At 62.0% G+C, this 25,318-nt stretch carries 20 protein-coding genes; 15 read left to right on the top strand and 5 right to left on the bottom strand.

Annotated features, from left to right (window positions below):
• The first annotated feature begins 1 nt into the window (after position 1).
• The 9 genes from CVE41_RS13915 to CVE41_RS13955 are packed head-to-tail and all read left to right on the top strand — an operon-like array spanning position 2 to position 11,499.
• On the top strand, positions 2–1,522 hold the full coding sequence (locus CVE41_RS13915; RefSeq protein WP_100261192.1) for an XrtA system polysaccharide chain length determinant: 1,521 nt from the start codon (positions 2–4) through the stop codon (positions 1,520–1,522).
• Between the two features lie 4 nt (positions 1,523–1,526).
• Positions 1,527–2,582, top strand: coding sequence for a P-loop NTPase family protein (locus CVE41_RS13920; RefSeq protein ID WP_100261193.1), 1,056 nt, complete (start codon positions 1,527–1,529; stop codon positions 2,580–2,582).
• A 4-nt stretch (positions 2,583–2,586) separates the two neighbouring features.
• Positions 2,587–4,227 (top strand): preprotein translocase subunit YajC, encoded by a 1,641-nt coding sequence (locus CVE41_RS13925; RefSeq protein ID WP_100261194.1) that lies wholly within the window; start codon positions 2,587–2,589, stop codon positions 4,225–4,227.
• Positions 4,228–4,240: 13 nt separating this feature from the next.
• Complete coding sequence (locus CVE41_RS13930) at positions 4,241–5,437, top strand: XrtA/PEP-CTERM system-associated ATPase (RefSeq protein ID WP_100261195.1); 1,197 nt, start codon at positions 4,241–4,243, stop codon at positions 5,435–5,437.
• A gap of 20 nt (positions 5,438–5,457) precedes the next feature.
• Positions 5,458–6,330 carry an XrtA system polysaccharide deacetylase gene (locus CVE41_RS13935; protein ID WP_100261196.1) on the top strand — a complete coding sequence of 291 codons (873 nt, stop codon included), beginning with the start codon at positions 5,458–5,460 and terminating at the stop codon, positions 6,328–6,330.
• A gap of 14 nt (positions 6,331–6,344) precedes the next feature.
• Positions 6,345–7,388, top strand: coding sequence for a FemAB family XrtA/PEP-CTERM system-associated protein (locus CVE41_RS13940; protein WP_198507672.1), 1,044 nt, complete (start codon positions 6,345–6,347; stop codon positions 7,386–7,388).
• Position 7,389: 1 nt separating this feature from the next.
• Complete coding sequence (locus CVE41_RS13945) at positions 7,390–8,604, top strand: TIGR03087 family PEP-CTERM/XrtA system glycosyltransferase (protein ID WP_100261198.1); 1,215 nt, start codon at positions 7,390–7,392, stop codon at positions 8,602–8,604.
• Positions 8,582–9,589 carry an exosortase A gene (gene xrtA / locus CVE41_RS13950; protein ID WP_232725718.1) on the top strand — a complete coding sequence of 336 codons (1,008 nt, stop codon included), beginning with the start codon at positions 8,582–8,584 and terminating at the stop codon, positions 9,587–9,589. Before CVE41_RS13945 ends, xrtA begins: the two co-directional genes overlap by 23 nt.
• A gap of 11 nt (positions 9,590–9,600) precedes the next feature.
• The gene (locus tag CVE41_RS13955) at positions 9,601–11,499 is read left to right on the top strand and encodes an XrtA/PEP-CTERM system amidotransferase (RefSeq protein WP_100261199.1); all 1,899 of its coding nucleotides are present in this window, start codon (positions 9,601–9,603) and stop codon (positions 11,497–11,499) included.
• Here the strand turns inward: CVE41_RS13955 and zapE are convergent.
• From zapE to CVE41_RS13970, 3 genes are read right to left on the bottom strand one after another with little or no spacing between them, the layout of a single operon-like run.
• Positions 11,496–12,611, bottom strand: coding sequence for a cell division protein ZapE (gene zapE / locus CVE41_RS13960; RefSeq protein WP_100261200.1), 1,116 nt, complete (start codon positions 12,609–12,611; stop codon positions 11,496–11,498). The two genes, CVE41_RS13955 and zapE, sit on opposite strands and share 4 nt — an antisense overlap.
• Entirely contained in the window at positions 12,608–13,078 is a 471-nt protein-coding gene (locus CVE41_RS13965; RefSeq protein WP_100261201.1) for a PaaI family thioesterase, read from the bottom strand. The genes zapE and CVE41_RS13965 overlap by 4 nt, the downstream gene beginning before the upstream one ends.
• A 1-nt stretch (position 13,079) precedes the next feature.
• Positions 13,080–13,862, bottom strand: coding sequence for a succinate dehydrogenase iron-sulfur subunit (locus CVE41_RS13970; RefSeq protein ID WP_100261202.1), 783 nt, complete (start codon positions 13,860–13,862; stop codon positions 13,080–13,082).
• A gap of 115 nt (positions 13,863–13,977) precedes the next feature.
• Between CVE41_RS13970 and CVE41_RS13975 the strand changes: the two genes are divergently transcribed.
• Positions 13,978–14,637 (top strand): HAD family hydrolase, encoded by a 660-nt coding sequence (locus CVE41_RS13975; protein WP_100261203.1) that lies wholly within the window; start codon positions 13,978–13,980, stop codon positions 14,635–14,637.
• Here the strand turns inward: CVE41_RS13975 and CVE41_RS13980 are convergent.
• Complete coding sequence (locus CVE41_RS13980) at positions 14,615–15,787, bottom strand: hypothetical protein (protein WP_157799522.1); 1,173 nt, start codon at positions 15,785–15,787, stop codon at positions 14,615–14,617. The two genes, CVE41_RS13975 and CVE41_RS13980, sit on opposite strands and share 23 nt — an antisense overlap.
• Before the next feature lie 82 nt (positions 15,788–15,869).
• Here CVE41_RS13980 and CVE41_RS13985 point away from each other — a divergent pair, with 82 nt between their 5' ends.
• The 3 genes from CVE41_RS13985 to CVE41_RS13995 all read left to right on the top strand — a co-directional run bounded on the left by CVE41_RS13985 (position 15,870) and on the right by CVE41_RS13995 (position 18,654).
• Positions 15,870–17,201 (top strand): lipopolysaccharide biosynthesis protein, encoded by a 1,332-nt coding sequence (locus CVE41_RS13985; RefSeq protein ID WP_100261205.1) that lies wholly within the window; start codon positions 15,870–15,872, stop codon positions 17,199–17,201.
• Complete coding sequence (locus CVE41_RS13990) at positions 17,198–17,953, top strand: nucleotidyltransferase family protein (protein WP_232725719.1); 756 nt, start codon at positions 17,198–17,200, stop codon at positions 17,951–17,953. The genes CVE41_RS13985 and CVE41_RS13990 overlap by 4 nt, the downstream gene beginning before the upstream one ends.
• Before the next feature lie 107 nt (positions 17,954–18,060).
• Positions 18,061–18,654, top strand: coding sequence for a class I SAM-dependent methyltransferase (locus CVE41_RS13995; RefSeq protein ID WP_332835718.1), 594 nt, complete (start codon positions 18,061–18,063; stop codon positions 18,652–18,654).
• Between the two features lie 48 nt (positions 18,655–18,702).
• Here the strand turns inward: CVE41_RS13995 and CVE41_RS14000 are convergent, their stop codons facing one another.
• Positions 18,703–21,423: an Rne/Rng family ribonuclease gene (locus tag CVE41_RS14000; protein WP_100261208.1), complete on the bottom strand. Its 2,721-nt coding sequence runs from the start codon at positions 21,421–21,423 to the stop codon at positions 18,703–18,705.
• A gap of 436 nt (positions 21,424–21,859) precedes the next feature.
• Here CVE41_RS14000 and CVE41_RS14005 point away from each other — a divergent pair, with 436 nt between their 5' ends.
• The gene (locus CVE41_RS14005) at positions 21,860–22,723 is read left to right on the top strand and encodes an N-acetylmuramoyl-L-alanine amidase family protein (RefSeq protein ID WP_100261209.1); all 864 of its coding nucleotides are present in this window, start codon (positions 21,860–21,862) and stop codon (positions 22,721–22,723) included.
• A gap of 136 nt (positions 22,724–22,859) precedes the next feature.
• Positions 22,860–25,304, top strand: coding sequence for a penicillin-binding protein 1A (locus CVE41_RS14010; RefSeq protein WP_198507789.1), 2,445 nt, complete (start codon positions 22,860–22,862; stop codon positions 25,302–25,304).
• Positions 25,305–25,318 lie beyond the last annotated feature (14 nt).

Below are 25,318 nucleotides of genomic sequence, written 5' to 3' on the forward strand. Positions count from 1 at the left end.
CATGCAGGACATCATCGACCAGTTTCGCAGCGCGCTGCACACGATCTGGAACCGCCGCTGGATAGCGCTTGCGGTTGCGTGGGGCATTTGCGTTCTGGGCTGGATGGCGGTGGCGCTCATCCCCAACAGCTACGAAAGCAGGGCGCGCATCTTCGTCGAACTGGAAGACGTGCTGGGCGAAGAGCTGCAAATCGCCAATGGCGGTGAGGAAGCGATCACCCGCGTCCGCCAGACGCTGACGAGCACCACGAACCTTGAAAAGATCATCCGCTCGACCCGGCTTGGGGACAAGGTGGAGACCGATCTGGAGATGCAGAGCGCGGTCGCTGCCCTGTCGGAAAACATTCGCGTCAGCCTGCAACAGCAAAACCTGTTCGAGATCACCGCGACCATCGGCCGCAGCGGCTTTTCCGATGCGGAGAACGCCAAGCTGGCCCAGGAAGTCGTTCAGCGTACGATCGACCTGTTCCGCGAACAGAACATCGCCGACAATCGCGGCGATGTGGCCCAGACCATGATCTTCCTCGAGCAGGCCCTGGAAGAACGCAAGGCGGAGCTCGAAGCGATCGAGGAGCGTCGCCTGGCGTTCGAAGCAGCGAATCCGGAAGCCGTTGCAGGAGCGGGCGCAAGCGGGATGCGCCTGCAAACCATGCGCAGTGAAATGCGCAACGTCGATTCGGACATTGCTGCCGCCCAGAGCTCGCTGGCAGCGATCAACGGCCAGATTGCCGGGACGCCCCGGACGATGGTGATGCCGGGTGCCGGTGGCGGGCCGCAAGGCGCGCTTCTCCAGGCGGAATCGCAGCTCGCCTCCATGCGGGCACGCGGCCTTACCGACAGCCATCCCGATGTCGTCGCGCAGGTTCGGCAGGTAGAGGCCTTGCGCAAGCAGGCAAACGCTTCTCCGAGCGATGCGGGCGCGACCATCAATCCGGCCTACAGCTCTCTCGTCTCCATCCGGGCCGAGCGGCAGGCCAATGTGCAAGCCCTTCAGGCCCGCAAGGTTGCCCTGCAATCCGACATTACGGCCCTTATCGCCTCGCAGGCTTCCGAACCTGCCGTGGCGGCAGAAGCGCGCCGTATCAGCCGCGATTACGAGGTCCAGAAGGAGAAGTATGACGAACTTCTCCAGAGCAGGGAGCGGATGCGGGTTCGCGGAGACTACGAAACCAACCGCAATTCCTTCCAGTTCGACGTGATCGATCCGCCGATCCTGCCGCAGACCCCTGCCGCGCCCAACCGGCCTTTGCTGCTGGTCGGCGTGCTCATGGCAGGCCTCGCCATCGGGGCAGGCGTCGCGTTCGTTCTCGGTCTCCTGAAGTCCAGCTTCACGACTGCAGAGCGATTGGAGAGCGCCTTGGATCTGCCCGTGATCGGGACGGTTTCACGCTCGATAACGCAAGCTGCGGCGCAGCACGAAAAGCTGCGGCTGAAACAGTTCTTCGCGGGCACTGGTGCACTGGCTGCGCTTTGCCTGCTGCTGCTCATCGTCGAGCTGGTGCAAGTGGGTTCGGTTGCCTGAGGAAATGAGCGTGAACAAGCCCACCAACATAACCCCCCGCGACAAGGCGGAAGCGAAGGACAAGCAGGATTCGCTGCTCGAAAGGGCGAGCGGAGCCTACGGTCTGGACAAGCTTGCCCCTGCGGCCGTGCCAGTCATGCTCGACGCTGATGCGAAGACGAAGTTCGCTGCCAAGCGCACGCCAACGGCAAAGGTCGCGCCGGTTGAGCCCGCACCAGTCGGACCCGTGCCGGTGGAACCAGCACGGGTGGAAGCGAAAGCCGAACCGGAAAGGCAGACTGCACCGGAAATCCAGGGCCGCCGCCGCAGCGATGCGCAGCCGGCCGTACAGTTCTCCGGCGAGCGGCATCCGGTTTCCCGCGATCTCCTGCGCGAGCAGGGGCTGATCGATCCGGACGGAGGTGCATCGCGCCTGCTCGAAGAATTCCGGATCGTGAAACGGCAGGTTCTCTCCTCGGCCAACGCCGAGGGTACTGCGGTGTCGCGGCGTGTGCTGGTGTGCTCGCCGCATCCGAACGAGGGCAAGACCTTCTGTGCCCTCAATCTCGCGCTGGCCATGGCTGCCGAGCGCGACAGCGAAGTCCTGTTGATCGACGCGGATTTCGGCAAGCCTTGCATCCTGTCGAAGCTGGGCCTGTCGCACGAAACGGGTTTCATGGACGTTCTCGCAGACCCATCCAGCCACGTGGAAGACCATGTGATCGGCACCGATATTCCCGGACTGTGGGTGCTCGGGGCCGGCGCTCGCACCGGGCGGGACAGCGAATATCTTGCCAGCGAACGGACTTGGGAGGTCCTCAACCGGCTTACCCGCGGTGCGCCGAACCGGATGATTGTTTTCGATAGCCCGCCGGCACTTGCGGCAACGCCTGCAAGCGAGCTGGCAAAGCACGTCGGCCAGGCCCTGCTGGTGGCCCGCGCAGACGTGACCGGCCAGGTAGCGCTCGAAGATGCGATCGACCTGCTTTCCGCCTGTCCCGACATCCGCCTGTTGCTGAATGACGCCACGTTCAGCCCGAGCGGCCGTAAGTTCGGCAGTTATTACGGGTACGGGGAATAATGGCGTGAACCGGCTATTCGCTCTTCTTGCAACGGCGCTTGCGCTTTGTGCGGCCCCTGCGGCTGCGCAGGGCTATGGCAATGGCGAGCGCGAGGACGAAGGTACGGGCGCGATCGACCGGACGCGTATCGACCCCTACATCGAGGCGTCGCAGGTCTTCACCTGGCAGATGTCGCCGGGCGACGATGTCGTGACCTACACCCAGCTTGCCGCCGGTGTGGACGCGCAATTGCGTGGGCGAAACAGCGGGGCCGCGGTGTCGGTGCGCTACGAGCGCAATTTCGCCTGGAACGACAATGCCCGCGATACCGACCGCATCACAGGTCTGGCCCGCGCCTACACGGCCATTATCCCACGCACGTTGCAGTTCGAGGCAGGCGCTCTTGCCAGCCGGACGCGGACCGCAGGAGCCGGCGGTTCCGTCATCGCCCCGATCATCGGCGATGACGACACGACGACCAAGACCTATTCGCTCTATGCCGGTCCCACCCTGACTACGCGTGTCGAGGACGTGCAGATCGATGCGAATTACAGGATCGGCTATACGCGGATCGACGGTCCGGAATTTGTGACCCTGCAGGGTGACGAAATCGACCTGTTCGACGAAAGCGTCTCCCATTCGGCCATGGTTCGCGCGGCAACGGCGCCGGGGATGCCTTTCCCTGTCGGCGTGGGTGTCGGCGCAGGTTTCTACCAGGAAGATATCGACAATCTCGAACAGCGGGTGAGGGATGCCTACGTGCGCGGGGATGTGACCATCCCGGTTTCGCGCACGCTCGCGATCGTCGCAGGGGCAGGCGTCGAGGACGTCGAGGTTTCATCGCGCGATGCCGTGCGCGATGGTGACGGCAATCCCGTTATCGGAGCGAACGGCCGCTATCTGGTCGACGAGGGCAGCCCCCGCCGTATCGCCTACGAAGCTGACGGCCTGATCTGGGACGTCGGCGTGATCTGGCGCCCAAGCAGCCGCACTCAGTTGCAGGCGACATTCGGCCGCCGCTACGACAGCGATACCTACTACGGCAGCTTCAACTGGCAGCCCGACAGCAGGTCGAACGTCTCCGTGGGTGTCTACGATTCGCTTCAGGGTTTCGGTGGACGGGTCAACGATGCGCTGGCCGCCTTGCCGACCGACTTCGAAGTGCTGCGCGATCCGGTTTCGGGCGACATCACCGGCTGCACCAGTCCGACCGTCGGCAGCAATTGCCTGGCGGGTCTGCTCGGTTCCGTCCGCTCCTCGGTGTTCCGCGGCCGCGGCGTCGTGGCGAGTTACACGCGCCGCATAGGCCTGATGACCGCTGGCATTGCTGCCGGATACGACAACCGCAAGTTCATCGCCGCACAGGGCACCGTTCTAGCTGCAGCCAACGACGTCGTAGACGAAAGCTATTACGTGACCGCAGGGGTCAGCGGGCCCATCTGGGAAGGCAGTTTCAGCGTGAATACGTTCGGCAGCTGGTTCGACAGCGGCGTGGGCGAAATCGGCGATACTTTCTCATACGGAAGCTCCGCATCCTATTACCAACCCATCTGGCAGAAGCTTTCCGCTCGCGCTGCGGTTTCGATCTACGCCGTTGATTCCGAACTCAGCGAGGCGGATATTCGTGCGGCGAGCGCGCTTCTCGGCCTGCGCTACGATTTCTGATAAGGACGTTCCGATGTACGAGGAATTCTACGGCTTTACCGAGCGCCCTTTCCAGCTCACCCCCGATCCGGCTTTCTATTTCGAGAGCATCACGCACAAGAAGGCGCTGAGCTATCTCGGCTATGGCCTCAACCAGGGTGAAGGCTTCGTCGTCATCACGGGCGAGGTGGGCGCTGGTAAGTCGACGCTGGTTGCGCATCTCAAGCAGAAGCTGGACGACCGCCGCATGACCGTGGGCGAAGTCGTGACGAGCGCACTGGACGGGGAAGAAATGATCCACGTCGCGGCGCGCAGCTTCGGCCTCGATGTCGAAGGCGGAGACAAGGCAAGTGCGCTGGCGGCGATAGAACTGTTCCTCCACGAAGAAGCGCGTGGCGGTCGCCGTGTCCTGCTGATCGTCGACGAAGCACAGAACCTGTCGATCGGCGCGCTCGAGGAATTGCGGATGCTGTCGAACTTCCAGCTCGGTTCGCACCCGCTGTTGCAGACGCTCCTTCTTGGCCAGCCGGAATTCAAGCACTTGCTCGCGCAGTCTGACGAGCTCGAGCAGCTGCGCCAGCGCGTGATCGCGGCACACCACCTCGAGCCCATGCAGCCCGGTGAAATGGAGCCTTATGTCACGCACCGGCTCGAGCACGTGGGCTGGACCGGAAACCCCGAATTCGCCAGCGCGATCTGGCCGCGCCTGCACAAGGCGACGCTCGGCATTCCGCGCAAGGTAAACCAGGTTATGAACCGCCTGCTGCTCATGGGATCGCTGGAAGAACAGTCGATGCTCGAGGTCGACATGCTCGACGCGGTGATCGAAGAGATGAGCGGCGATGCCTCTGCCGAAGCGCAGGAGACGCCGCAGCGCGCGCGTCCCGATCGCAACCTGCCTGCGTCCGACGCCATCGCCAAGGCTCGGACCGAAAGTGCGCCTGCAATGTCGAAAGCGGACAACACGGCGCGCGAGAAGGGCCTTCTCGATCATCAGATCGAAGCGATCGAAGGCGCATTCGCCCAACGGGACAAGCACATGGCGGCGCTGCGCCGCGAGGTGGAAAAGCTCGCTGCCGCCAAGGATAGCGAGGGCGCCGTGCCCGAGGATATCGACCAGCGGCTCTCCGCCATAGAACAGCGCCTCGACGACCAAGAGCGTTCGCTGCGACATGTGCTGACGATGATGATCGACTATTTCGAGTCGACCGGAACCCGCGAAGCGGCGTGACGGCGTCGGAGGGGGCGTCCATGAAACCGGGGAACATCGTCAACGGCCTGTCGGTCGACGTCGAAGACTGGTTCCAGGTGGGCGCTTTCGAAAACACGCTCAAGCGCGAAGACTGGGACGGCCTGGAACTGCGCGTCGGCGACAATGTAGCGCGTATCCTCGACCTGTTCGACGAGGCGGGCGTCAAGGCGACCTTCTTCACCCTTGGCTGGATTGCCGAACGCAACAAATCTGCCATGCGGTCCATCGTCGAACGCGGTCACGAACTCGCCAGCCACGGTTACGACCATACGCGCGTATTCACCTTCACGCGGAAGCAGTTTTCCGAAGATCTCGCGAAATCGCGCGCCATCCTCGAAGACGCGAGCGGGTGCGCTATCACCGGCTATCGCGCGCCGAGCTTTTCCATTGATGCGCGTAATCCATGGGCCCACGATGTGCTGGCCGAGCACGGATATACCTATTCATCCAGCGTCGCGCCGGTTGTACACGATCACTATGGCTGGCCCGATGCTCCGCGCTTTGCCTTCTATCCGGTTGCAGGCAGCGATCTCATCGAGATTCCCGTGACGACAGCCGTTCTCGCCAATCGCAGGCTTGCGGCCGGAGGCGGTGGCTTCTTCCGCGTCCTGCCTTACGGCTTCAGCCGCTGGGCCATCCGGCAGGTCAATCGGGCAGAAGGGCGCCCGGCGATCTTCTATTTCCACCCTTGGGAAATCGATCCGGAACAACCTCGCGTAGCCGGAGCGCCGCTGCGTTCGCGCCTGCGCCATTACACCAACCTGTCCCGCATGGCGGGCAAGCTCGGGGGCCTGCTCGACGACTTTTCGTGGGGACGCATGGACGAGGTGGCGCAGATCGAACGTGCGCGCGCCATGGACTGGGCCGCGTGAATGCGCCGGTCGCCATGAAGACATCGGTAGCGCTTGCAGATCTGGAAAGCGCGCAGGAACGCGCACGCATCGAGGATTTCGTGCGCGAAAATCACGGCAACGTATTCCAACGTCCCACATGGCTGGCCGCGATCCAAGCGGGCACCGGGCAGGGAGCGTTAGGGCTCGTCGCAGAACGCGGCGGTGCGATCTGTGGATGGCTGCCGCTTAGTGATGTCCACTCGCCGTTATTCGGCAGGGCCTTGGTGTCGAGCGGATTCGCAGTCGGAGGCGGTCCCTTGTTTACAGATGAGCGGGTGCTTGAGGCACTGCTAGCTTCCGCTGCCGAACTTGCCACGCGTCTTAGTGTCTCGACCGTCGAACTCCGCTCGCCCGATGCGGGCGAAGGCTGGGACCGCATCGAAGGTCAGCACGCCGGCTTCGTCAGGGTTCTGGAAAGCGACAACGAAGCGCAGCTGCACGCCATTCCGCGCAAGGCGCGTGCAGAGGTTCGCAAGGGCTTGGCCAACGACCTGGAGGTCACCGTCGGTCGTAGCGAGCGGGATCTGGAGGCGCACTACCAGTGCTATTCAGAAAGCGTGCGCAACCTCGGTACGCCAGTCTTTCCGCGCAGTCTTTTTGCTGCCGTGATCGAAACATTCGGGGATGACGCGGATATCCTCACAGTGTCGCACGAGGGTCGCCCAATTTCGAGCGTGCTGTCGCTTTATCACGATGGAGCGGTCATGCCCTACTGGGGTGGCGGACGTTGGGAAGCGCGCACTGTTCGCGCAAACGAGCGCATGTATTACGAACTGATGTGCCACGCCCGTCGCAAGGGGATGGACCGGTTCGATTTCGGCCGCTCCAAGACCGGCAGCGGACCGTTCGCTTTCAAGAAGAACTGGGGCTTCGAGCCTGAGCCGCTCACCTATCGTCGCTGGACTGCGCCGGGCGTAAAGGCGCGCAATATCGACCCGACCGACGACGGCTATTCGGCGAAGATCGAGCTCTGGAAGAAGCTTCCTCTTCCAGTGGCGAACTTGATCGGCCCCTGGATTGCGCGCGGGTTGGGATAGCATGGGCGAAATCCTCTTCCTTGCGCACCGGATGCCGTTTCCGCCCAACCGCGGAGACAAGATCCGCTCGCATCACCTGCTCAAGGCACTGGTGGGGCTTGGCCCGGTCCATGTCGGGACCTTCGCCGAAACGCAGGAAGATCGCGACCACCGCGAAGAACTCTCTGCCATCGCTGCATCATGTCACGTGGCGGACAGGAAGAAGCCGCTGGTTTTGGCGGGCTTGCAAGCCCTGCTGTCAAACAAGCCGGTGAGCCTCGCTGCATTCCAAGACCGCAACTTGCAATCATGGGTGGAGCGCACGCTTGCCGCAAACCCGATCGATACGATCGTCGTCTTTTCGGGCCAGATGGGACAATATGTGCCGGACAGCTTTGGCGGCCGCGTGGTGATCGACCTGTGCGATGTCGATAGCGCGAAGTTCGAAGCCTATGCCGAAGCTGGACAGATGGCGTGGATCAACGGGCGGGAGGGCCGCCTTCTCGCCATGGAAGAGGAGCGTGTTGCAGACCGCGCCGACGTGACCACGTTGATAAGCGAGAGCGAGGCCGATCTGCTGCGTTCGCGCGTCGGTCGACCGGAAGCTGGTAATATCCGCTACTTCGGCAATGGCGTCGATACGCGGTATTTCGATCCCGAAATGGACCTGTCGCCTCCGCAGTTTTCGCAGGATGCGGCGAATATCGTCTTCACCGGACAGATGGATTACGCCCCCAATGTCGCGGCGGTGGAGCGATTTGCGCACCGGATCCTGCCGAGAATTTCTGCGGAGAAGAGCGCGCATTTCCACATCGTCGGGCGCGCGCCCACCGATGCCGTTCGCGAGCTTGGCAAGCTTTCCAATGTGACCGTGTGGGGCGGAGTGCCCGACATGCGACCGTTCCTGGCCGAAGCCGATGCAGTCGTCGCGCCGCTCTCGATTGCCAGGGGGGTCCAGAACAAGGTCCTTGAAGCGATGGCCATGGCACGACCTGTCGTTCTTACCGAAGGGGCGGCGACAGGAATCCCGGCACGCGATGCCGAGCATTTCCTGATCGCGAGCGATGATGCCGCGATGATCGAAATACTGCGAAACTTGCTGGATGGGCATCTCGATGGTGCGGCAATCGGGGCGAAGGCGCGGGAATTTGTCGCACGCGAGATGAGCTGGGAAGCGATCTACAGGCAGGTGGCCTGCATCGTGCAGCCCACGGGTGAGAACTGCCGTGCAGCTTGATGTGGCTCCTGCGGATCGTCCGGCGGAACACGGCGGGTCTTGGTCAGGTGCGGTGGTGCGTGTCTTGCTTGCGTGGGCGGGCCTGTTCCTCCTCACTTTCCGCGAATGGACGCGCATGGCGCACCAGTGGTGGAATATCGACACCTACAGTCACATCCTGCTTATCCCGGCGATCATCGCCTGGCTGGTGTGGTTGCAGCGTGACGAACTGCGCAAGATCCGTCCCTCGGCAGGCTGGATCGGGTTTGTCTGGCTCATTGTCGGCCTAGCGGTCTGGCTGGCGGGCCGCACACTCGACATCAACCTCATCGCCCAGGCCGGTACGCTGGCAGCGTTCCAGGGCGCCGCGATTGCCGTGATAGGAGGGCGGGCGAGCCTCGTCCTGGCTTTCCCGCTGTTCTATTCCTCCTTCCTCGTGCCCTTCGGCGATGAGATCATCCCGCAGTTGCAAGCGATTACAGCACACATCACCACATGGCTCACCGTGGCGAGCGGGATCGAGACGGTGTCCGATGGCATATATATCGATACGCCAGCCGGGCTTTTCATCGTTGCCGAAGCGTGTTCCGGGGTGAAGTTCCTGATCGCCATGGTGACCCTCGGCATCCTGGTGGCACACGCCTGTTTCACAAGTTGGAACCGGCGGTTATGGTTTCTCCTCGCCTGTGTTGTGGTGCCCATTGTGGCCAACGGTGTTCGCGCTTGGGCCACAATATTCATCGCGCAATACGTGGGCGCGGAAGCGGCAGGCAGCTTCGACCATATCGTTTATGGCTGGTTCTTCTTCGGCATCGTGATTGCGCTGGTGCTGGGCGTGGCCTGGCGCTGGTTTGAGCGCGACCCTGAAGACGCCGGATTTACCGCACAGGAAGCCGCCGCATTCCCCGTCATCGAGCGCTTCGACGGCGCACCGGCGAGCGCGCGTGTTGCGCTGGCGATCGTAACTGCGCTGATCGCTTTTGCCGTTCTGGTGCGTCTGGTCTAGGGCACTCCGCCATGTGCGGGATCGCGGGAATATTTCACTACGAAACGGTCAAACCGGTCGATCCCAAGCGGATCGAGGCGATGACGCTCGCCTTGGCTCACCGCGGACCCGACGGGGCGGGGGTCTGGACTGCTCCGGGCGTTGGCCTTGGGCATCGCAGGTTGTCGATCATCGATCTCGAAGGCTCGCCGCAGCCGATGCATTCGGCGGATGACCGCGCGACCATCGTCTTCAATGGCGAAATCTACAATTACCGCGCTCTTCGACGCGAACTTGCACAGGATGGGGCGAAGTTTCGCACCGACGGCGATACCGAAACGATCCTGGCCGCCTGGCAAAAATGGGGGCCGGATTGCCTATCCCGGCTCGATGGCATGTTCGTTTTCGCCCTTTACGATCACGACCGGCGCCAGCTTTTCATCGCCCGCGACAGGTTGGGTGTGAAGCCGCTGTACGTAGCGCAGCTTCCGGGCGGCGCGATCGGCTTTGCAAGCGAGTTGAAGGGGCTGTTGGCTCATCCTCTGATGCGGCGGGAAATCGATCCGCTCGCGATCGAGGACTACATGACCTGGGGCTATGTACCCGACCATCGCGGAATCCTGAAAAACGTGAGCAAGCTGGCGGCCGGGCATTTCATGTTGCTCGACCATGGGCGTCCCCTGCCGGAGCCGAAACAATGGTGGGACGTGAGTTTCGAGGGGAGGGCGAGGGGCAAGACCGCCGACCGCTCCGCCGAATTGCTGCACCTCATGCGCGAAGGCGTGACCAGCCGGATGGTCGCAGACGTTCCGCTCGGTGCATTCCTGTCGGGCGGAGTCGACAGTTCATCTGTCGTTGCCCTGATGAGCGAGGCGAGTAATCGTCCGGTAACGAGCTGCTCGATCGGCTTCGATGTCGAAAGCGTCGATGAAACGGCATACGCCAGGCAGGTGGCGAAGCTCTTCGCAACGGACCACCACGAGCGCATCGTCTCGTCTGATCAGTTCGGCCAAATCGACCGCATTGCCGCGATCTTCGACGAGCCGTTTGCCGACGCCAGCGCCTTGCCCACCTTGCGGGTGTGCGAACTGGCAAGGGAGCATGTCACGGTCGCCCTTTCCGGCGACGGAGCCGACGAAGCCTTTGCCGGATATCGCCGCCATCTCTTCCAGCTGAGGGAAGAACAGGCCCGTTCAGTCTTGCCGGCAAGATTGCGCGGCGCGGTTTTTAGCGGGCTCGGTAAAGTGTGGCCCAAGGCTGACTGGGCACCGCGCCCCTTGCGTGCGAAGACCACGCTGCTGTCCTTGGCCGAAAATGGCGAGGCCGGATATGCGCGCGCCCTGGCGATCCTTTCGCCGGAACTGCGCGATGGTCTTTACGGTGAGACGCTGCTCACGGCGCGCGGCGAGTACCGCGCCGAACAGCCCTTCGAGCAGTTGATGCGAAGGGCACCGGCGCGCTCCGGGCTCGACCGGGCGCAATATGCGGACCTCAAGTTCTGGCTGCCCGGCGATATCCTCACGAAGACCGATCGCACCAGCATGGCAGTCGGCCTTGAAGCACGCGAGCCGTTGCTGGATCATCGCCTCGTCGAGTTCGGTGCCACACTGCCGCAGCGTGAGCGCATCCGTGGCAATGACGGCAAATGGCTGTTGAAGCACACGATGGAGCGCTATCTCCCGCACGACATCCTTTACCGCAAGAAACAGGGGTTCGTAACACCGCTGGCGCAGTGGTTCCGCGGCCCGCTGGCCGACGAGGCGCGGCGCATCGCGTCGAGCAGCCTCCTGGTCGACAGCGGTTGGTTTCAGCGTAGTGCGCTTGTCCGCCTTGCCGAGAACCATATCGAGGGTCGGTCCGACAACGGCCGTACCCTGTGGCAATTGCTGATGCTGGAGCGCTCGCTGCGCCATTTGCGTCCAAGCGCCTAAGCTGCGAGCCCGTGGCCTCGCGCCATGTAATCTGCGCTTTGCATTTCCTTCAGACGGCTTACCGTACGTTCGAATTCGAACGATCCGTCGCCCGATGTGTACAGGTCTTCGGGTTCCGCAGCAGCGGTGGCGAAAAGCTTCACGCTATTCTCGTAAAGCGCGTCGATCAGCTTGGTGAAACGTATCGCCCCGTTGCGGTTCTCCGGAGACAGGCGCGGGATGCCGACCACGATTACCGAGTGATAGGCATGCGCGATGGCGAGGTAGTCGGCAGCCCCGCGGTTTTCTCCACAAAGCCGTTTGAAGCTGAAAACGCCGACGCCCTTGAAGCTCTTGGGCACATGCAGGGTTCGTCCGCCGCCGAGTTCCAGTTCGCCGCTCGGCACGTGCTCTGCATCTTCGGGCGCGTAGTCGGTAAGCCGGAAGAATGCCTCCCTGACCTGCGCGGTAGCGTCATTCCCGAGGGGGGTGTGCCAGGTCGCCAGATCGCCGAGGCGGTCGAGGCGATAGTCGGTCGGCCCGTTCAGGGGGACGAGATCGAGTTCCGCCTGCACGAGATCGATGAACGGCAGGAAGAGCGAGCGGTTCAGTCCGTCCTTGTAGAGGTCGCTTGGCGGTCGGTTCGAGGTCGTGACGATCGTCACACCTTCATCGCAAATCAGTGCGGTAAACAGGCGCGCCATGATCGCCGCATCGGCGGTGTTGTTGACCACCATCTCGTCGAAGGCGAGGCAGCGAACGTCGTTAGCGATCCGTGCGGCAACGGGTGCAATTGGATTGCCCGCTTCTTTCTTGCGTTCGTCACGGATCATGCGGTCAACTTCGAGCATGAACTCATGGAAATGAACGCGGCGCTTTTCCGCGATGGTCAGGGTTTCGACGAAAAGGTCCATCAGCATGGACTTGCCGCGACCGACGCCGCCCCACATGTAGACGCCCTGCGGACGCGTTTTCTTCGCCTGAAAGAGCCGCGACAGCAATCCTCCCGGTTCTTCGGATTCGAGAGCTTTCTGGAGCTTGTCGAGGCGTTCGGCGGCGCGTCTCTGGTCGGGGTCAGGCTGCAACTCGCCAGCCGCGACCAGACGTTCGTAGCGGGCGAGCATTCCCGTCATTGGGGGAGGGGGCGAGTGCGCATCTTCTTCACGATGCCCGAGAATGCACAGATGACATCCTCTTCCTGCACGACCGAACCCCTGACGAACACGAGACTGCCAGTCTCGCGCACGATCTCGCAGACCGCGTCGAGCGGCCGCTTCGGGTCTCCCCCGCCGACGAACTGCGTGGACAATTCCAGCGTGACCGAGGGCCCTGCATTGCCGGTCCCGATCGTGTGCATGGTCGTGAACAACGAGATATCGATCAGGGACAGGGAAACCGCCCCGTGAATGATGCCCTGAAGGTTTTCATGCCGGCGTTCCGGGAACATCCGCAGCCGCGAACGGCCGTCTTCGTCGACGCGCGTGATGAGCTTGCCCATCACGGCGCCGTTGAAAAGGCTCTGGTCCTTCAGGTTCCAATGGCGCCAGCCCGGATTTTCCGGATCGGGGCCATGTTCGAAAACGGTGTCCGGCAGAACCACGTCAGATTGCGCGTTCGGCCATCATCTTCTTGGTTTCCGCGATTGCCTTCGCCGGGCTGAGACCCTTGGGGCAGACATTCGCGCAGTTCATGATCGTGTGGCAGCGATACAGCCGGAAAGGATCTTCCAGCTGGTCCAGCCGCTCTCCGGTCATTTCATCGCGGCTGTCGGCCAGCCAGCGATAGGCCTGCAGAAGGATGGCCGGACCAAGGAATTTGTCCGAATTCCACCAGTAGCTGGGGCAGGCGGTCGAGCAGCAGGCGCACAGGATGCACTCGTACAGACCGTCGAGCTGTTCGCGCTGTTCGGGGGTCTGGAGACGTTCCTTGCCGCTGGGCGTCGGGCTGACGGTCTGCAGCCAGGGACGGATCGAAGCATATTGTGCGTAGAAATGCGTGAAATCGGGGACCAGATCCTTCACCACTTCCATGTGCGGAAGCGGGGTGATGCGGATTTCGCCCTTCAGATCGTCGATCGCGGTGGTGCAGGCGAGGCCGTTCTTGCCGTTCAAGTTCATCGAGCACGAACCGCAGATGCCTTCGCGGCACGACCGACGGAATGTCAGCGTGGGATCGATCTCGTTCTTGATCTTGAACAGGGCGTCCAGGACCATCGGACCGCAATCGTCCAGGTCGATCTCGAAGGTGTCGTAGCGCGGATTTTCACCGCTGTCGGGATCGTAGCGATAGACCTTGAACTTCTTTACCCGCGTTCCGCCGCCTGCCGAATGAGCACGGCCCTTGCCGCTGATCTTGGAGTTCTTGGGAAGGGTAAACGTGGCCATTTTCAAGCGATCCTGTTGCGTTACGCAACCCATCTAGCGGTTCACGCGAGGGGTGCAAGGCCCGGAACGGCCAAATTTCAGCGGGCTTGCGTGCAAAAGACGCACATGGCAGCGCATGGGAGTGCACATCGCAATCTACGACCTCGACCGGACGCTGACGCGTCGACCCACTTTCACCCCGTTTCTCGCTTTTGCAGCGCGGCGGCATGCGGCATGGCGACTTGGCCTTTTCCCGGTCTGGATCGCAGCGATGATCGGTTACCGGTTGGGCCTTTATTCCCGCACTTCGCTCAAGCGTTTCGGCATGAAGCTGATGGTCGGCGATGTCGGGCTCGACCGGTTGGAAGGGCTTGGCGACGAATATGCGGAAGCGCGAATACGCAACCCCGGGCTAATGCCGGGAGTAATGGCAATGGTCGAAGATGACCGCAACTCGGGCGCTGCAATGATGGTGGCAACGGCCGCTTTCGGCTTTTACGCACAAGGCTTCGCGAAGCGATTGGGTTTTGAGCATCTGATCGCAACCCTCTGGAATGGCGAGGAAATACCCGGCGGAAACTGCTATGGCGAAACCAAGAAGAAACGCGTCCTGGCCTGGTTTTCGAGCCAGCGTATCGACCGGGCAGCGGCGCACGTACGTTTCCTGAGCGACAGCTTCGCCGACGCGCCCTTGCTCGACTGGGCGGACGAGCCGTTCTTCGTCACCAGCTCTGAAAGCGACGCCGCGAAGGCGAGGGCGCGTGGCTGGAAAGTTATCGACCCGCTTGCTCTTTGACGGCCGCGGCTATTGCATCTGCCGCGCGCTCGCTCGCCGGACGATCGCCAAGGTCGATGGTATAGGAAAATAACTCGACCTGCTTGTCGCGATATTCCGATGCGATGCGCTCGAAATCGGGCAGGAGGGCCGCAAGTTCGGCGCTCGTCTGCACGACGGGGCCGGCGTCCCAGAACAGGTGCCACTCGTCGTCTTCCTCCAGCTTCTCGCGGCGGCTGTCGAAGAAGAATGCGGCGCGCGGGCGGGCGAGGAATTCGTAGATCTGGCTCGACACGTCACCAATGTAGGCATCGGCTCCGAGCGTGTAGCTCATGTCGAACAGGCGGGTGGAATCGACGTCGATGAGGACGTTTTCGGCTTTGAGGGCCTCTGCCGGTACGTCCGGACGCTTGCGCGCGATCTTGTACTCCGGTGAGACATGAAGCTCTTTCTTGAACAGCATCACATGCGGCGCGAAGATGAGGTTGAAGTCCTTCCCCGCATCGCTCGCGAACCATTTCAACAGCTCTGGCCCCTCGTCGTACCAGCTGGACAGGTTCGGGTCGAAGTGCGGGTTGTAAACAAAGGTCGGATTGTCGTTGTCGAAGAAGCGCGCCTTGGCATCGAGGTCGATCCCTTCGAACTTGGGATAGCCGACGATGACGAGGCGTTCGCGGTCGACGCCGTGGGCAACAAGCTGGTCGACCACCTTTGGCCCGGCCACGAAGCTGCGGTCGAAGCGCGTGTAGTCGGGATGGTAGGCGACGCTCCTGTCCCCGGCGCCGTGCGGCACCTTCGCGAAGTAAGGCATGCGATCATCCGGGAGGTGCTTCTTCAGCCGCAGACAGGTCCGCTCCGTCGAGATAATCATGTTCGCGCTGGCGAATAGCGGAAGATTGGCGCGCAGGCGCATGAGGCGGCTTGCGGGAAGCACGCGGTCGAAGATCGTGGCGACAGCCTTGCGCCAGCCCGATAGTTTCAATTCTTCCCAGCGGATCAGCTCAGACGAAGCAGGCTCGATCAGTTCTTCCAAGCGGGCCCGTATTTCGGGCGTCGCATAGGCGACTACCGTCTCGATCCCGCGATGCAATCTGGCAGTCGCCGCCGCAATTCCCGCAAGGTGAGCAACCTGATGACCTGCGTCGTGATTGAAGAGGAATATGGCCCGCATGGCAGGCGCCATAGTGCGGGTAGTGGGTAGTCGCAAACCATGCAATTGCACCGCAAGGACATTTCGTTCAAAGGTCCGCGCCATGCAGCCGGCTACAGAACCCGCAAAAAGACGTGACGGGTTGTCGAATATCCTGCGCAACCTAGCCTGGATTCTCGGGGGCAAGGGCTTCGGCGCGGTCTGCAGTTTCTTCTATCTGGCGATCCTTGCGCGCTCCCTCGGCCTAAAGGATTTCGGACACTTTTCCCTGATTTTCGGAACTGCGCAGGCCCTGGTGGCCGTCGCCGGTTTCCAGACATGGCAGACGCTGGTCCGTTTCGGCGCGCAGCCGGTCCTTGAAGAAGATCATCCAAGGTTTGGTCGCCTGATCTGGTTTTGTACATCTGCCGACGTGCTCGGCGCGATAACCGGCTGTGTGATCGCAGCATTGCTCTATTTCGGGTTCGCCGAAATCCTCGAACTGAATCCCGAGTACGTGACGATGGGCTTTCTGTTCGCCTGCGCCCTCATGTGGTCGCGCCTGACTACGCCGAGCGGGATTGTCCGCGTGCTCGGGCGCTTCGATGTGGGTATGTATATCGAAGCGGTGGTTCCAACCGGTCGCCTTATTGCCAGCGGGATCATCCTGTGGACCGGTGCGAGCGTGGGCAAGTTCCTCTTCGCCTGGGCATTGTTCGACCTGCTTTCCGCCGCACTCTACTGGATCGCCGCAAGGCGCCTTGCACCACTGGCCTTCCACCGCAGGCACTTCGGGCACTGGAACCAGATGCTGCGCGAAAACGATGGGGTCAGGAGCTTCTTCGGCGTGACTTATGTCGCAACGACACTCGATGCTGCGGTAAGGCAGGGGCCTCTCCTTGCCGTGGGCTATTTCCTAGGGACTTCGGCGGCGGGCCTGTACCGACTTGCCGACCAGCTCGCACAAGGCGTAAAACAATTCGCGGTCCTTATCGCGCGAGCAGTCCTTCCCGAGTTCGCGATTTCGTCCATGGCGGACGAGGCCCATCGTTTCGAAGTCCTGGTGCGCAAGGTTACCAGGATTGCGGCTCTCGCGGGCGTCACGGTCCTCGTGCTGGCGATATTCCTCGGAGAACCCCTGCTCGTCCTCATCGGCGGGTCCGATTACGCGCGCGGGGCAGTGGTCCTCATCCCCTTGGCGGTGGGCGCCGCCTTCGAGCTTGCCAGCGTTTCGTACGAGCCGATGCTCTATTCGACCGGCCATGCGAAGTATGCGCTGCGCGTCCGCCTCTTCGCCTTGGCCGTACTGATTGGCGCAATCCTCGTTTTCGTATCGTCGGGTCCGGTCGGAGTTGGATGGGCGGTGGCCCTGGCAATGAGCGTCTTCTACGTCGCCATGAGCGTGACCGTGTGGGTCATTCTTCGCCACCTTCGCAAAAAGGCGGCTGCGACGTGACCTACTCGGCATTGATTCTCGCGGGCACGCGGCCGGGCGGAGATCCGCTGGCCGGAACTGAGGGAAAGCCGCACAAGGCGCTGATCGAGCTCGAGGGTGTAGCGCTGCTCGAACGCGTATCGCGCTCGTTGCGAGAAGCAGGTGCGAGACGTATCGCGGTATCGTGCGATCACCCGGACGTCGTAGCCCTGGCTCGCTCGCTCGGTCTGGAGGTTCTCCCTACCGGGCAAGGGCCGAGTGAAAGCACGGCGATCGCATTTGCTGAGCTGGGTGCTCCGCTCCTGGTGACTACTGCGGACCATGGTCTGCTGAAGCCCGAATGGGTCAGGCACATCGTCGAAACCACACCGCAAGCGGCAGACTTGTCGATCATGCTGGCAGAGCGTCGCGATATCGAAGCGGCGATGCCCGGCTCGAAGCGGACCTACCTTCGCCTTGCGGACGGAGCATGGTCCGGTTGCAATCTATTCTACCTCCAGCACGAAGGGGCAAGGCGGGCCATCGAAAGCTGGAAAGCGGTGGAAGCCGACCGCAAGCGTCCGTGGCGGATCGTTCGCCGCCTGGGCTTCACGACGCTCGTCAAATACGCGCTGGGTCGGCTTTCGATGGCGCAGGCAATCGAGATGCTTGGGACGCGCATGGGCGTAAGGGCAAGCCTTGTTAAGGCGCCGGACGGCCTCGCCGCAGTCGATGTCGATAAGCCTGAAGACCTCAATGATATCCGTGAGTTGCTTCGGCAGGGGCGTGCATAGGCGCAAAAGCGGTTTTCACTTCCGGTTTTTCAGGCATACTGCCTTAAAACGTGGGGAGAGAGCGTTTGGGCTTGCGCAGTCTTTACGACCGGCATGTCATGCCGAGGATGATCACCCTTGCCTGCGGGCAAAAGGGCATCGAGGAACGGCGTAGGCAGATCGTCCCGCTGGCTGAAGGAAGCGTTTTCGAACTGGGGTGTGGGGGCGGTCTCAACCAGCCGCTATACGATCCGGATCGTGTCGAGAGCTTTGCGGGCATCGATCCTAACGAAAAGCTTTTGGATAGCGCACGCGAGAGAGCGCGCGAGCGTGGCTGGACTGCGGATATCCGAGAAGGGGTCGGTGAAGAGATCCCATTCGCCGACGGCACATTCGACACGGCCGTTTGCACCTATACGCTTTGTAGCGTCGAGGATCCATCGAAGGTTCTCGGGGAACTGCGCAGGATCCTGAAACCCGGAGGGCGTTTGCTCTTCCTCGAGCATGGCCGAGCTCCCGATGCCTCCGTTGCCAAGTGGCAAGACCGGATCGAGCCGGTCTGGAAACCGTTGGCGGGCGGGTGCCATCTGACGCGTCCGATTGGCTCCGCCTTGCGCGGCGCGGGTTTTGAGGTCGAGCCGCTAGGACAGGCCTATCTCGACCATACGCCGAAAGTGATGGGCTGGATGGAGTGGGGCGTAGCCCGCCGCGCGGGTGTCTGACGGACGACCGCCCACCTGACCGAAGCCAGGCGGGCGGTGTCGATCACATTAGTCTCCGAAGGTGCGCTGCCACCAACCGCGCTTGGGCTTGCCACCCTCGTCGGTTGATTGGTCGTCCTGCTTCGCCGCGGATTCGGCCGTTTCAGGCGTGTCCTTAGGACCGGCAACGACAGCCATGTCTTCCTTGACCTGATCGGCGACCTCTTCGGTGGCCTTCTTCTTGCGGGGGCGCTTGGCCTTCGGTTTTTCCTCGACCGGTGCGGCATCATCGACGGTTTCCGAAGGAGTTTCTTCCACCTTCTTCTTCCGAGTGCGCTTCGGCTTGGGCTTCTCCTCGCCATCTTCAGCGTTCGCCGGAGCATCCGCTACCTTCTCGTCGGCTTTTTTCCTTCGCGTCCGCTTCGGCTTTTCGGCAGGTGCCTCTTCGACAGCCGCTTCGGCCTCTTCGGTGACCTTCTTCTTGCGAGGCGCGCGCTTGCGCTTGGGCTTTTCCTCCTCGGCCGCCTGGCCGGCGGTTTCGGGGGTGTCATCCGGACCCGCTACAACGGCCATGTCCTCGACGATCTGCTCCGACACCTCTTCGAGGTTCTCCGCGTCCTGCGACGTTACCTCGTCGGACTTGCCGCCGCGTCCACGACCACCGCGCCTGCGACCACCGCGACGACGACGCTTTTTCGGCTTGTCTTCGCCGTCGTCATCTTCGTCTTCGTTTTCATTCTCGGGTTCGCTGCCGGAATCTTCGTCTTCGCCGTTGTCCGAATCCTGTTCGCGGCCTCGGTTGCGACCACGTCCGCCGCGGCGACGGCGACGCTTCTTGCGGGGACGGTCATCATCTTCGTCCTCGTCGGAAGACTCGACGAACTCTTCTTCGTCGTCATCCTCGTCATCGACAATCGTATCGAACTTGGGTGCGTCCTTCGGTTTCGGCCCGTGGCTCGACACCGTCATCTTTGCGCCCTCATCTTCTCCTTCGGGAATGACTTCCGCGATGACGCCATAACGCTGCTCGATCTCGATCAGGTCGTTGCGCTTTTCGTTGAGGAGGTAAACGGCAGCCTCGGTGCTGGCGGCGAGGCGGATACGCGATCCCTTACCCTTGGCTGCTTCTTCCTCGATCAGGCGCAGGGCCGAAAGACCGGCAGAGCTTGCAGTCCGGACGAGACCGGTGCCGTCGCAGTGCGGGCATTCGCGGGTGGTCGCCTCGAGAACGCCGGTGCGCAGGCGCTGGCGGCTCATTTCCATGAGGCCGAAGCTCGAAATGCGGCCGACCTGGATGCGCGCGCGGTCGCTCTTGAGCGCATCCTTCATGGCGCGCTCTACCTTGCGGGTATTGGAATGGTGTTCCTGGTCGATGAAGTCGATGACAACGAGACCGGCCATGTCGCGCAGGCGCAGCTGGCGGGCGATTTCCTTGGCCGCTTCCAGGTTCGTGTGGAGCGCGGTCTGCTCGATATTGTGCTCCTTGGTGGAGCGGCCGGAGTTGATGTCGATCGAAACCAGGGCTTCGGTCGGGTTGATCACGAGGTAGCCGCCGCTCTTCAGCTGGACGACCGGATCGTACATCGCCTTCAGCTGGTCTTCCGCGCCGTAGCGCTGGAACAGCGGCACCGGGTCGACATACTGCTTTACCCGCCGCGCGTGGCTGGGCATCAGCATCTTCATGAAGGCCTTGGCGGACTTGTAGCCTTCTTCGCCTTCGACGACGACTTCTTCGATCTCGCGATTGTAGATGTCGCGGATGGCACGTTTGATGAGATCGCTATCCGAATGGATGAGCGCAGGTGCCGCCGATGACAGCGTTTTTTCGCGGATTTCGTCCCACAGGCGCGCGAGGTAGTCGAAGTCGCGCTTGATCTCGGTCTTGGTACGCGAAAGGCCGGCCGTGCGAACGATCAGGCCCATCGTCTTGGGCAGGCTGAGATCGCCGACAATCTGCTTCAACCGCTTGCGGTCGCTTGCCGAATTGATCTTGCGCGAAATGCCGCCACCGTGGCTGCTGTTCGGCATGAGAACGGTGTAACGACCGGCGAGGCTGAGATAGGTGGTGAGCGCGGCACCCTTGTTGCCGCGTTCTTCCTTGACGACCTGGACGAGAAGCACCTGGCGGCGCTGGATGACGTCCTGGATCTTGTACTTGCGACGCAGGGCCATGCGCTTTGCGCGGGCTTCGTCCACTTCCTTGGCGCGGCTGCGACCCTTGCCCTGTCGGCGGCCACGACCGCGGCGCGAGCGTGACTTCGATTTGGCATCGTCGTCGTCGCTGTCGTCGCCGTCTTCGCTATCGTCGTCGTCTTCGCCGTCGAGATGACCTTCCTCGATCGTGGAGACGTTGTCCTTGTCGGAGGTGTCGACTTCTTCGAGCCCGTCTTCTGCGAGATCTTCCGCGAGCGCTTCGGAGCTTTCATCCTCGGCATCGTATTCTTCGCCGGGAAGTTCGCCGCGCTCTTCTTCTTCAGCGCGCAGGCGCTGTTCTTCCTCGGCGGCTTCCGCTTCGGCGGCCAGAAGGGCCGCGCGGTCTTCCTTGGGAATCTGATAATAGTCGGGGTGGATTTCGCTGAAAGCGAGGAAGCCGTGACGGTTGCCGCCGAAATCGACGAAAGCCGCCTGCAACGAAGGTTCGACCCTCGTGACCTTGGCTAGATAGATATTTCCTTTGATCTGCTTCTTGTCGGCAGATTCGAAATCGAATTCCTCAATCCGGTTTCCCTTGAGGACTGCCACCCGGGTTTCTTCCGGGTGGCGCGCGTCGATGAGCATGCGCGTTGCCATTAATTATTCTCCATGCGCGGCGGGGCGGGGCGAGCCCGTCCTTCCTGCTGCGCGATTGTGTGTGGAAACCGCTTCCCGTCTGTGGGAGTGCGGCATTAGCGGTCCGGTTCAGAACACTGCGATCGTCTGTCCGGATATTCGTGTCTGCATCCGAAGCACTGCGCAAAATTTGCGCCCTTGCATCCGTCGCGGCAGCCGTCTTGCCGAAGATCGGCGCAGGAACTGCGGAAAGGGATGAGTGCGTTCTGTGCATCAACCTGTACAAATAAGGGCCACACCAGGATGGCGGGGCGAAAACGGTATCGGCGTCCCTCTTCGTCGCGATTTTCGCGCCGATCGGAGGCACCGAACCGATATGAGGAGCGCTAGCACCGTGGGTTTCGATCGGCAACTATATTGCGCATAAGGTGCACGAAGCCTTAAGGTTTTGGTGACCATGAAATCCATCATGCATCTCGCCGCACCCCTTCTTGTGACGGTAACCGCGCTTGCCGCAGCAATTGGCGTGGCGGTGGGAGGCGGCCTTTCTGCGGCAGAACCAGGTCTGGTTCTCCGAGCTGCCTTGCCCGGCAAGGCCGATGAGCCGGAACTTCCCGAAATCCGAGGCCGCGAGAACTTGCCACTGGTCGTCATCGATCCGGGGCATGGCGGTTTCGATCCCGGCGCCAGCGCATCGGGGTACCGCGAGAAAACCTTGGTACTGGGTCTGGCCAGAGCGCTTCGCGACGAGATAGACGAGCGCGGCATCGCAAGGGTTGCGTTAACTCGCGACGATGACCGCTATCTTCTTCATGCCGAGCGTTATGAACTGGCGCGCCGCCTCCAAGCCGATCTCTTCATTTCCATCCATGCCGATAGCGCTGGGGATGCCGGAGAAGTAGAAGGCGCGAGTATCTATACACTCTCCGATCGCGCATCGAGTGCCGCCGCCGCCAGGTTTGCCGCCAGGGAGAATGCAGCCGACACGCTTAACGGCGTTTCGCTGGGCGGCGCGAGCGAGGAAGTGAACGAGATTCTGGTGGAGCTGTCGCGGCGCCGGACCCGTGCGGAATCGGAAGAGTTCGCGGGCCTGATCCAGCGGGTAGGCGAGGGCAAGGTGCAATTTCACCCGAAACCCCGGCACTCGGCCGACCTGCTGGTCTTGCGCGCTCCCGATATCCCCTCGGTCCTTTTCGAAAGCGGGTTCATCACGAACGAATCCGAGGCAAGACGCCTTGCGTCTGCCGAAGGCCGCGAGGACTTTGCAGAGGTGATGGCTCAGGCTGTCGGACTGTACTTTGCACGCCAGCAGCAGCGTTGATCGCAAATAGCCACAGTTAGTATAGCGCGCGCGATAAAACGCGTGCTAAAGGCCTGCGCTGATCATGAGTTACGCCAGTCATCTGCAGTATTATCGCGACCGCCTGACCGGCGATCCCGTGCGCTTTGTCAACTGGATGCGCGAGAACTGGCACGACAACCAGCGCCTGCGTGTCATGACCTATCTGATCGGCATTGCGCTGATGCTGCTCGTGCTTTTGTGGGCATCGCTTGCGCGCAACCTGCCCGACGCCGAATCCCTTCTCGAATACGAAACACCGCTTCCTTCCGTGGTCCGCGGCGTTGATGGCGAGATCGTTCATTCCTACGCCCGCGAACGGCGCGTCCAGCTGCAGTACGTCGACTTCCCGCAGCCGATGATCGAGGCTTTCCTTTCGGCCGAAGACAAGACTTTCTTCAGCCACGGGGGCGTCGATTTCACCGGCACCCTGAATGCCGTGTTCGATTATGCCACCAAGTATGGTTCCGGCGAACGCGCGGTCGGCGGTTCGACTATCACGCAGCAGGTCGCGAAGAACCTCCTTCTCGGTGACGAATACTCGGTCACGCGCAAGCTCAAGGAAATGATACTGGCGCAGCGTATCGAGCAGGTTCTGACCAAGCAGGAAATCCTCGAACTGTATCTGAATGAAATCCCGCTCGGCCGAAGGAGCTTCGGCGTCCAGGCGGCCGCGCGCGCATATTTCGACAAGGACGTCGACGAGCTGGACCTGCACGAAACGGCTTTCCTTGCCATCCTGCCGAAGGCGCCGGAACGTTACGGGCGAGAGCGTTACCGCGATCTTGCTGTCACGCGCCGCAATTTCGTACTCGACCAGATGGTCGCCAACGACTTCGTCACCGCTGCAGAAGCGAATACGGCAAAGGCGCAGCCCCTGGACCTTGTCCAGCAGCGTAGCGAGCGTTCGGCCGATGCAGGCTATTTCCTCGAAGAAGTTCGCCGCCAACTGATCACGGAGTTCGGTGAAACGGCCGATGAGGGCGGGAACAGCGTATACGCCGGCGGCCTGTGGGTTCGCACATCGCTCGACGTCGAACTTCAGGATGCGGCACGCGATGCGCTCCGCGCTCAATTGCTCAGCTATCACGGCAACCGCGGCTTCACGGGACCGATCGCAACGCTCAATCCCGAAAACGGCAGCCTGCACTCGCAGCTCGCCTCTTCGAACCTGAGCATCAATTACGAAGACTGGCGTGTCGGTGTCATTACGAAGGCAGGCAGTTCGCCGACGATCGGCCTGACCAATGGCGAAGATTACGCGCTTTCTGGAGCGCCGAGCACACTCAAGCTCGGGGACGTCGTTGCGGCAGAGCCTTCAGGTTCCGGCTACCGTCTGCGCGTCGTGCCCGAAGTGTCCGGGGCATTCCTTGCCGAAGCGCCGCAGACGGGCCGTGTTCTCGCCATGCAGGGCGGCTTCGATAGCCGTCTGGGCAGTTTCAACCGCGCCACGCAGGCCGATCGCCAGCCGGGCTCGACCATCAAGCCCTTCGTGTACGCTTCCGCGCTGGACAATGGGATGACGCCTGCAACCCAAGTCCCCGACCAGACTTTTTGCGTATGGCAGGGTGCACAGCTTGGTGAGAAATGCTTCCGGAACTTCGGCGGCGGCGGCGGTGGAGAGCACACACTGCGGTGGGGGCTGGAGCAAAGCCGCAATCTCATGACAGTCCATATTGCCGACGACACAGGAATGCAGAACGTCGTTCAGACGATCTCCCGCGTGGGCATCGGAAACTATGAACCGTATTACTCCTTCGCCTTGGGTGCGGGCGAAACGACCGTCGCGAAGATGGTCAACGCTTATTCCGCGCTGGCAAACTGGGGGCGTCAGAACGAAGGTTCGGTAATCGATTACGTGCAGGATCGGCGCGGGAAGGTGATTTACCGGACCGACAAACGCGAATGCACCGGATGTAACATGGCGGAATGGGACGGTCAGCCGATGCCGCGGTTTGAACCGTCCGGGAAACAGGTCCTCGACCCGCGCACGGCCTTCCAGATGGTCCACATGCTGCAAGGCGTCGTCACACGCGGCACCGCAGTGCGCCTGCGCAGTCTCGAACTTCCGCTCTTCGGCAAGACCGGCACCACCAACGGCCCGACGAATGCGTGGTTCGTGGGCGGCACGCCGGATATCGTTGCAGGCATGTATGTCGGCTTCGACCAGCCCCGGAACCTGGGTGGTTGGGTGCAAGGCGGCAACACTGCCGCGCCCATCATGAAGCGCTTCGTCGAAGCGACGAAGGATCGCTGGACTTCGCCGGATTTCGTGGCCCCACCCGGTATCCGGATGGTCAAGATCGACCGCCGTACCGGCAAGCGGGTATTCGACGGCGAACCGTCGAACGATCCAAAGGCCTCCGTGATCTGGGAGGCTTTCAAGCCCGATACCGAACCGCCGCGTTCGACCCGTTCCGACGAAATGGCTGCGCAGAGGGCCGAGATTCTGGAGCTCATCAAGCGGGCTCGAGAAGGGGTCCGCGCGAACCGACGGGTCGAGGCCGAAGGCCGCGACGATTCCGCCGGAGACTTCGTCGAAGAGAACGAGGGCCTCTACTAGGCTGACTGCTCCAA

Source organism: Qipengyuania seohaensis (assembly GCF_002795865.1).
Taxonomy (GTDB): domain Bacteria; phylum Pseudomonadota; class Alphaproteobacteria; order Sphingomonadales; family Sphingomonadaceae; genus Qipengyuania; species Qipengyuania seohaensis.

Excerpts from the sequence above, each read along its gene's own strand:
- CVE41_RS13915 (WP_100261192.1), top strand. The coding sequence starts at position 2 with ATGCAGGACATCATCGACCAGTTTCGCAGCGCGCTGCACACGATCTGG.
- CVE41_RS13920 (WP_100261193.1), top strand. The coding sequence starts at position 1,527 with ATGAGCGTGAACAAGCCCACCAACATAACCCCCCGCGACAAGGCGGAA.
- CVE41_RS13930 (WP_100261195.1), top strand. The coding sequence starts at position 4,241 with ATGTACGAGGAATTCTACGGCTTTACCGAGCGCCCTTTCCAGCTCACC.
- CVE41_RS13935 (WP_100261196.1), top strand. The coding sequence starts at position 5,458 with ATGAAACCGGGGAACATCGTCAACGGCCTGTCGGTCGACGTCGAAGAC.
- CVE41_RS13940 (WP_198507672.1), top strand. The coding sequence starts at position 6,345 with ATGAAGACATCGGTAGCGCTTGCAGATCTGGAAAGCGCGCAGGAACGC.
- CVE41_RS13945 (WP_100261198.1), top strand. The coding sequence starts at position 7,390 with ATGGGCGAAATCCTCTTCCTTGCGCACCGGATGCCGTTTCCGCCCAAC.
- CVE41_RS13955 (WP_100261199.1), top strand. The coding sequence starts at position 9,601 with ATGTGCGGGATCGCGGGAATATTTCACTACGAAACGGTCAAACCGGTC.
- zapE (WP_100261200.1), bottom strand. The coding sequence starts at position 12,611 with ATGACGGGAATGCTCGCCCGCTACGAACGTCTGGTCGCGGCTGGCGAG.
- CVE41_RS13970 (WP_100261202.1), bottom strand. The coding sequence starts at position 13,862 with ATGGCCACGTTTACCCTTCCCAAGAACTCCAAGATCAGCGGCAAGGGC.
- CVE41_RS13975 (WP_100261203.1), top strand. The coding sequence starts at position 13,978 with ATGGGAGTGCACATCGCAATCTACGACCTCGACCGGACGCTGACGCGT.
- CVE41_RS13980 (WP_157799522.1), bottom strand. The coding sequence starts at position 15,787 with ATGCGGGCCATATTCCTCTTCAATCACGACGCAGGTCATCAGGTTGCT.
- CVE41_RS13985 (WP_100261205.1), top strand. The coding sequence starts at position 15,870 with ATGCAGCCGGCTACAGAACCCGCAAAAAGACGTGACGGGTTGTCGAAT.
- CVE41_RS13995 (WP_332835718.1), top strand. The coding sequence starts at position 18,061 with ATGATCACCCTTGCCTGCGGGCAAAAGGGCATCGAGGAACGGCGTAGG.
- CVE41_RS14000 (WP_100261208.1), bottom strand. The coding sequence starts at position 21,423 with ATGGCAACGCGCATGCTCATCGACGCGCGCCACCCGGAAGAAACCCGG.
- CVE41_RS14005 (WP_100261209.1), top strand. The coding sequence starts at position 21,860 with ATGAAATCCATCATGCATCTCGCCGCACCCCTTCTTGTGACGGTAACC.
- CVE41_RS14010 (WP_198507789.1), top strand. The coding sequence starts at position 22,860 with ATGCGCGAGAACTGGCACGACAACCAGCGCCTGCGTGTCATGACCTAT.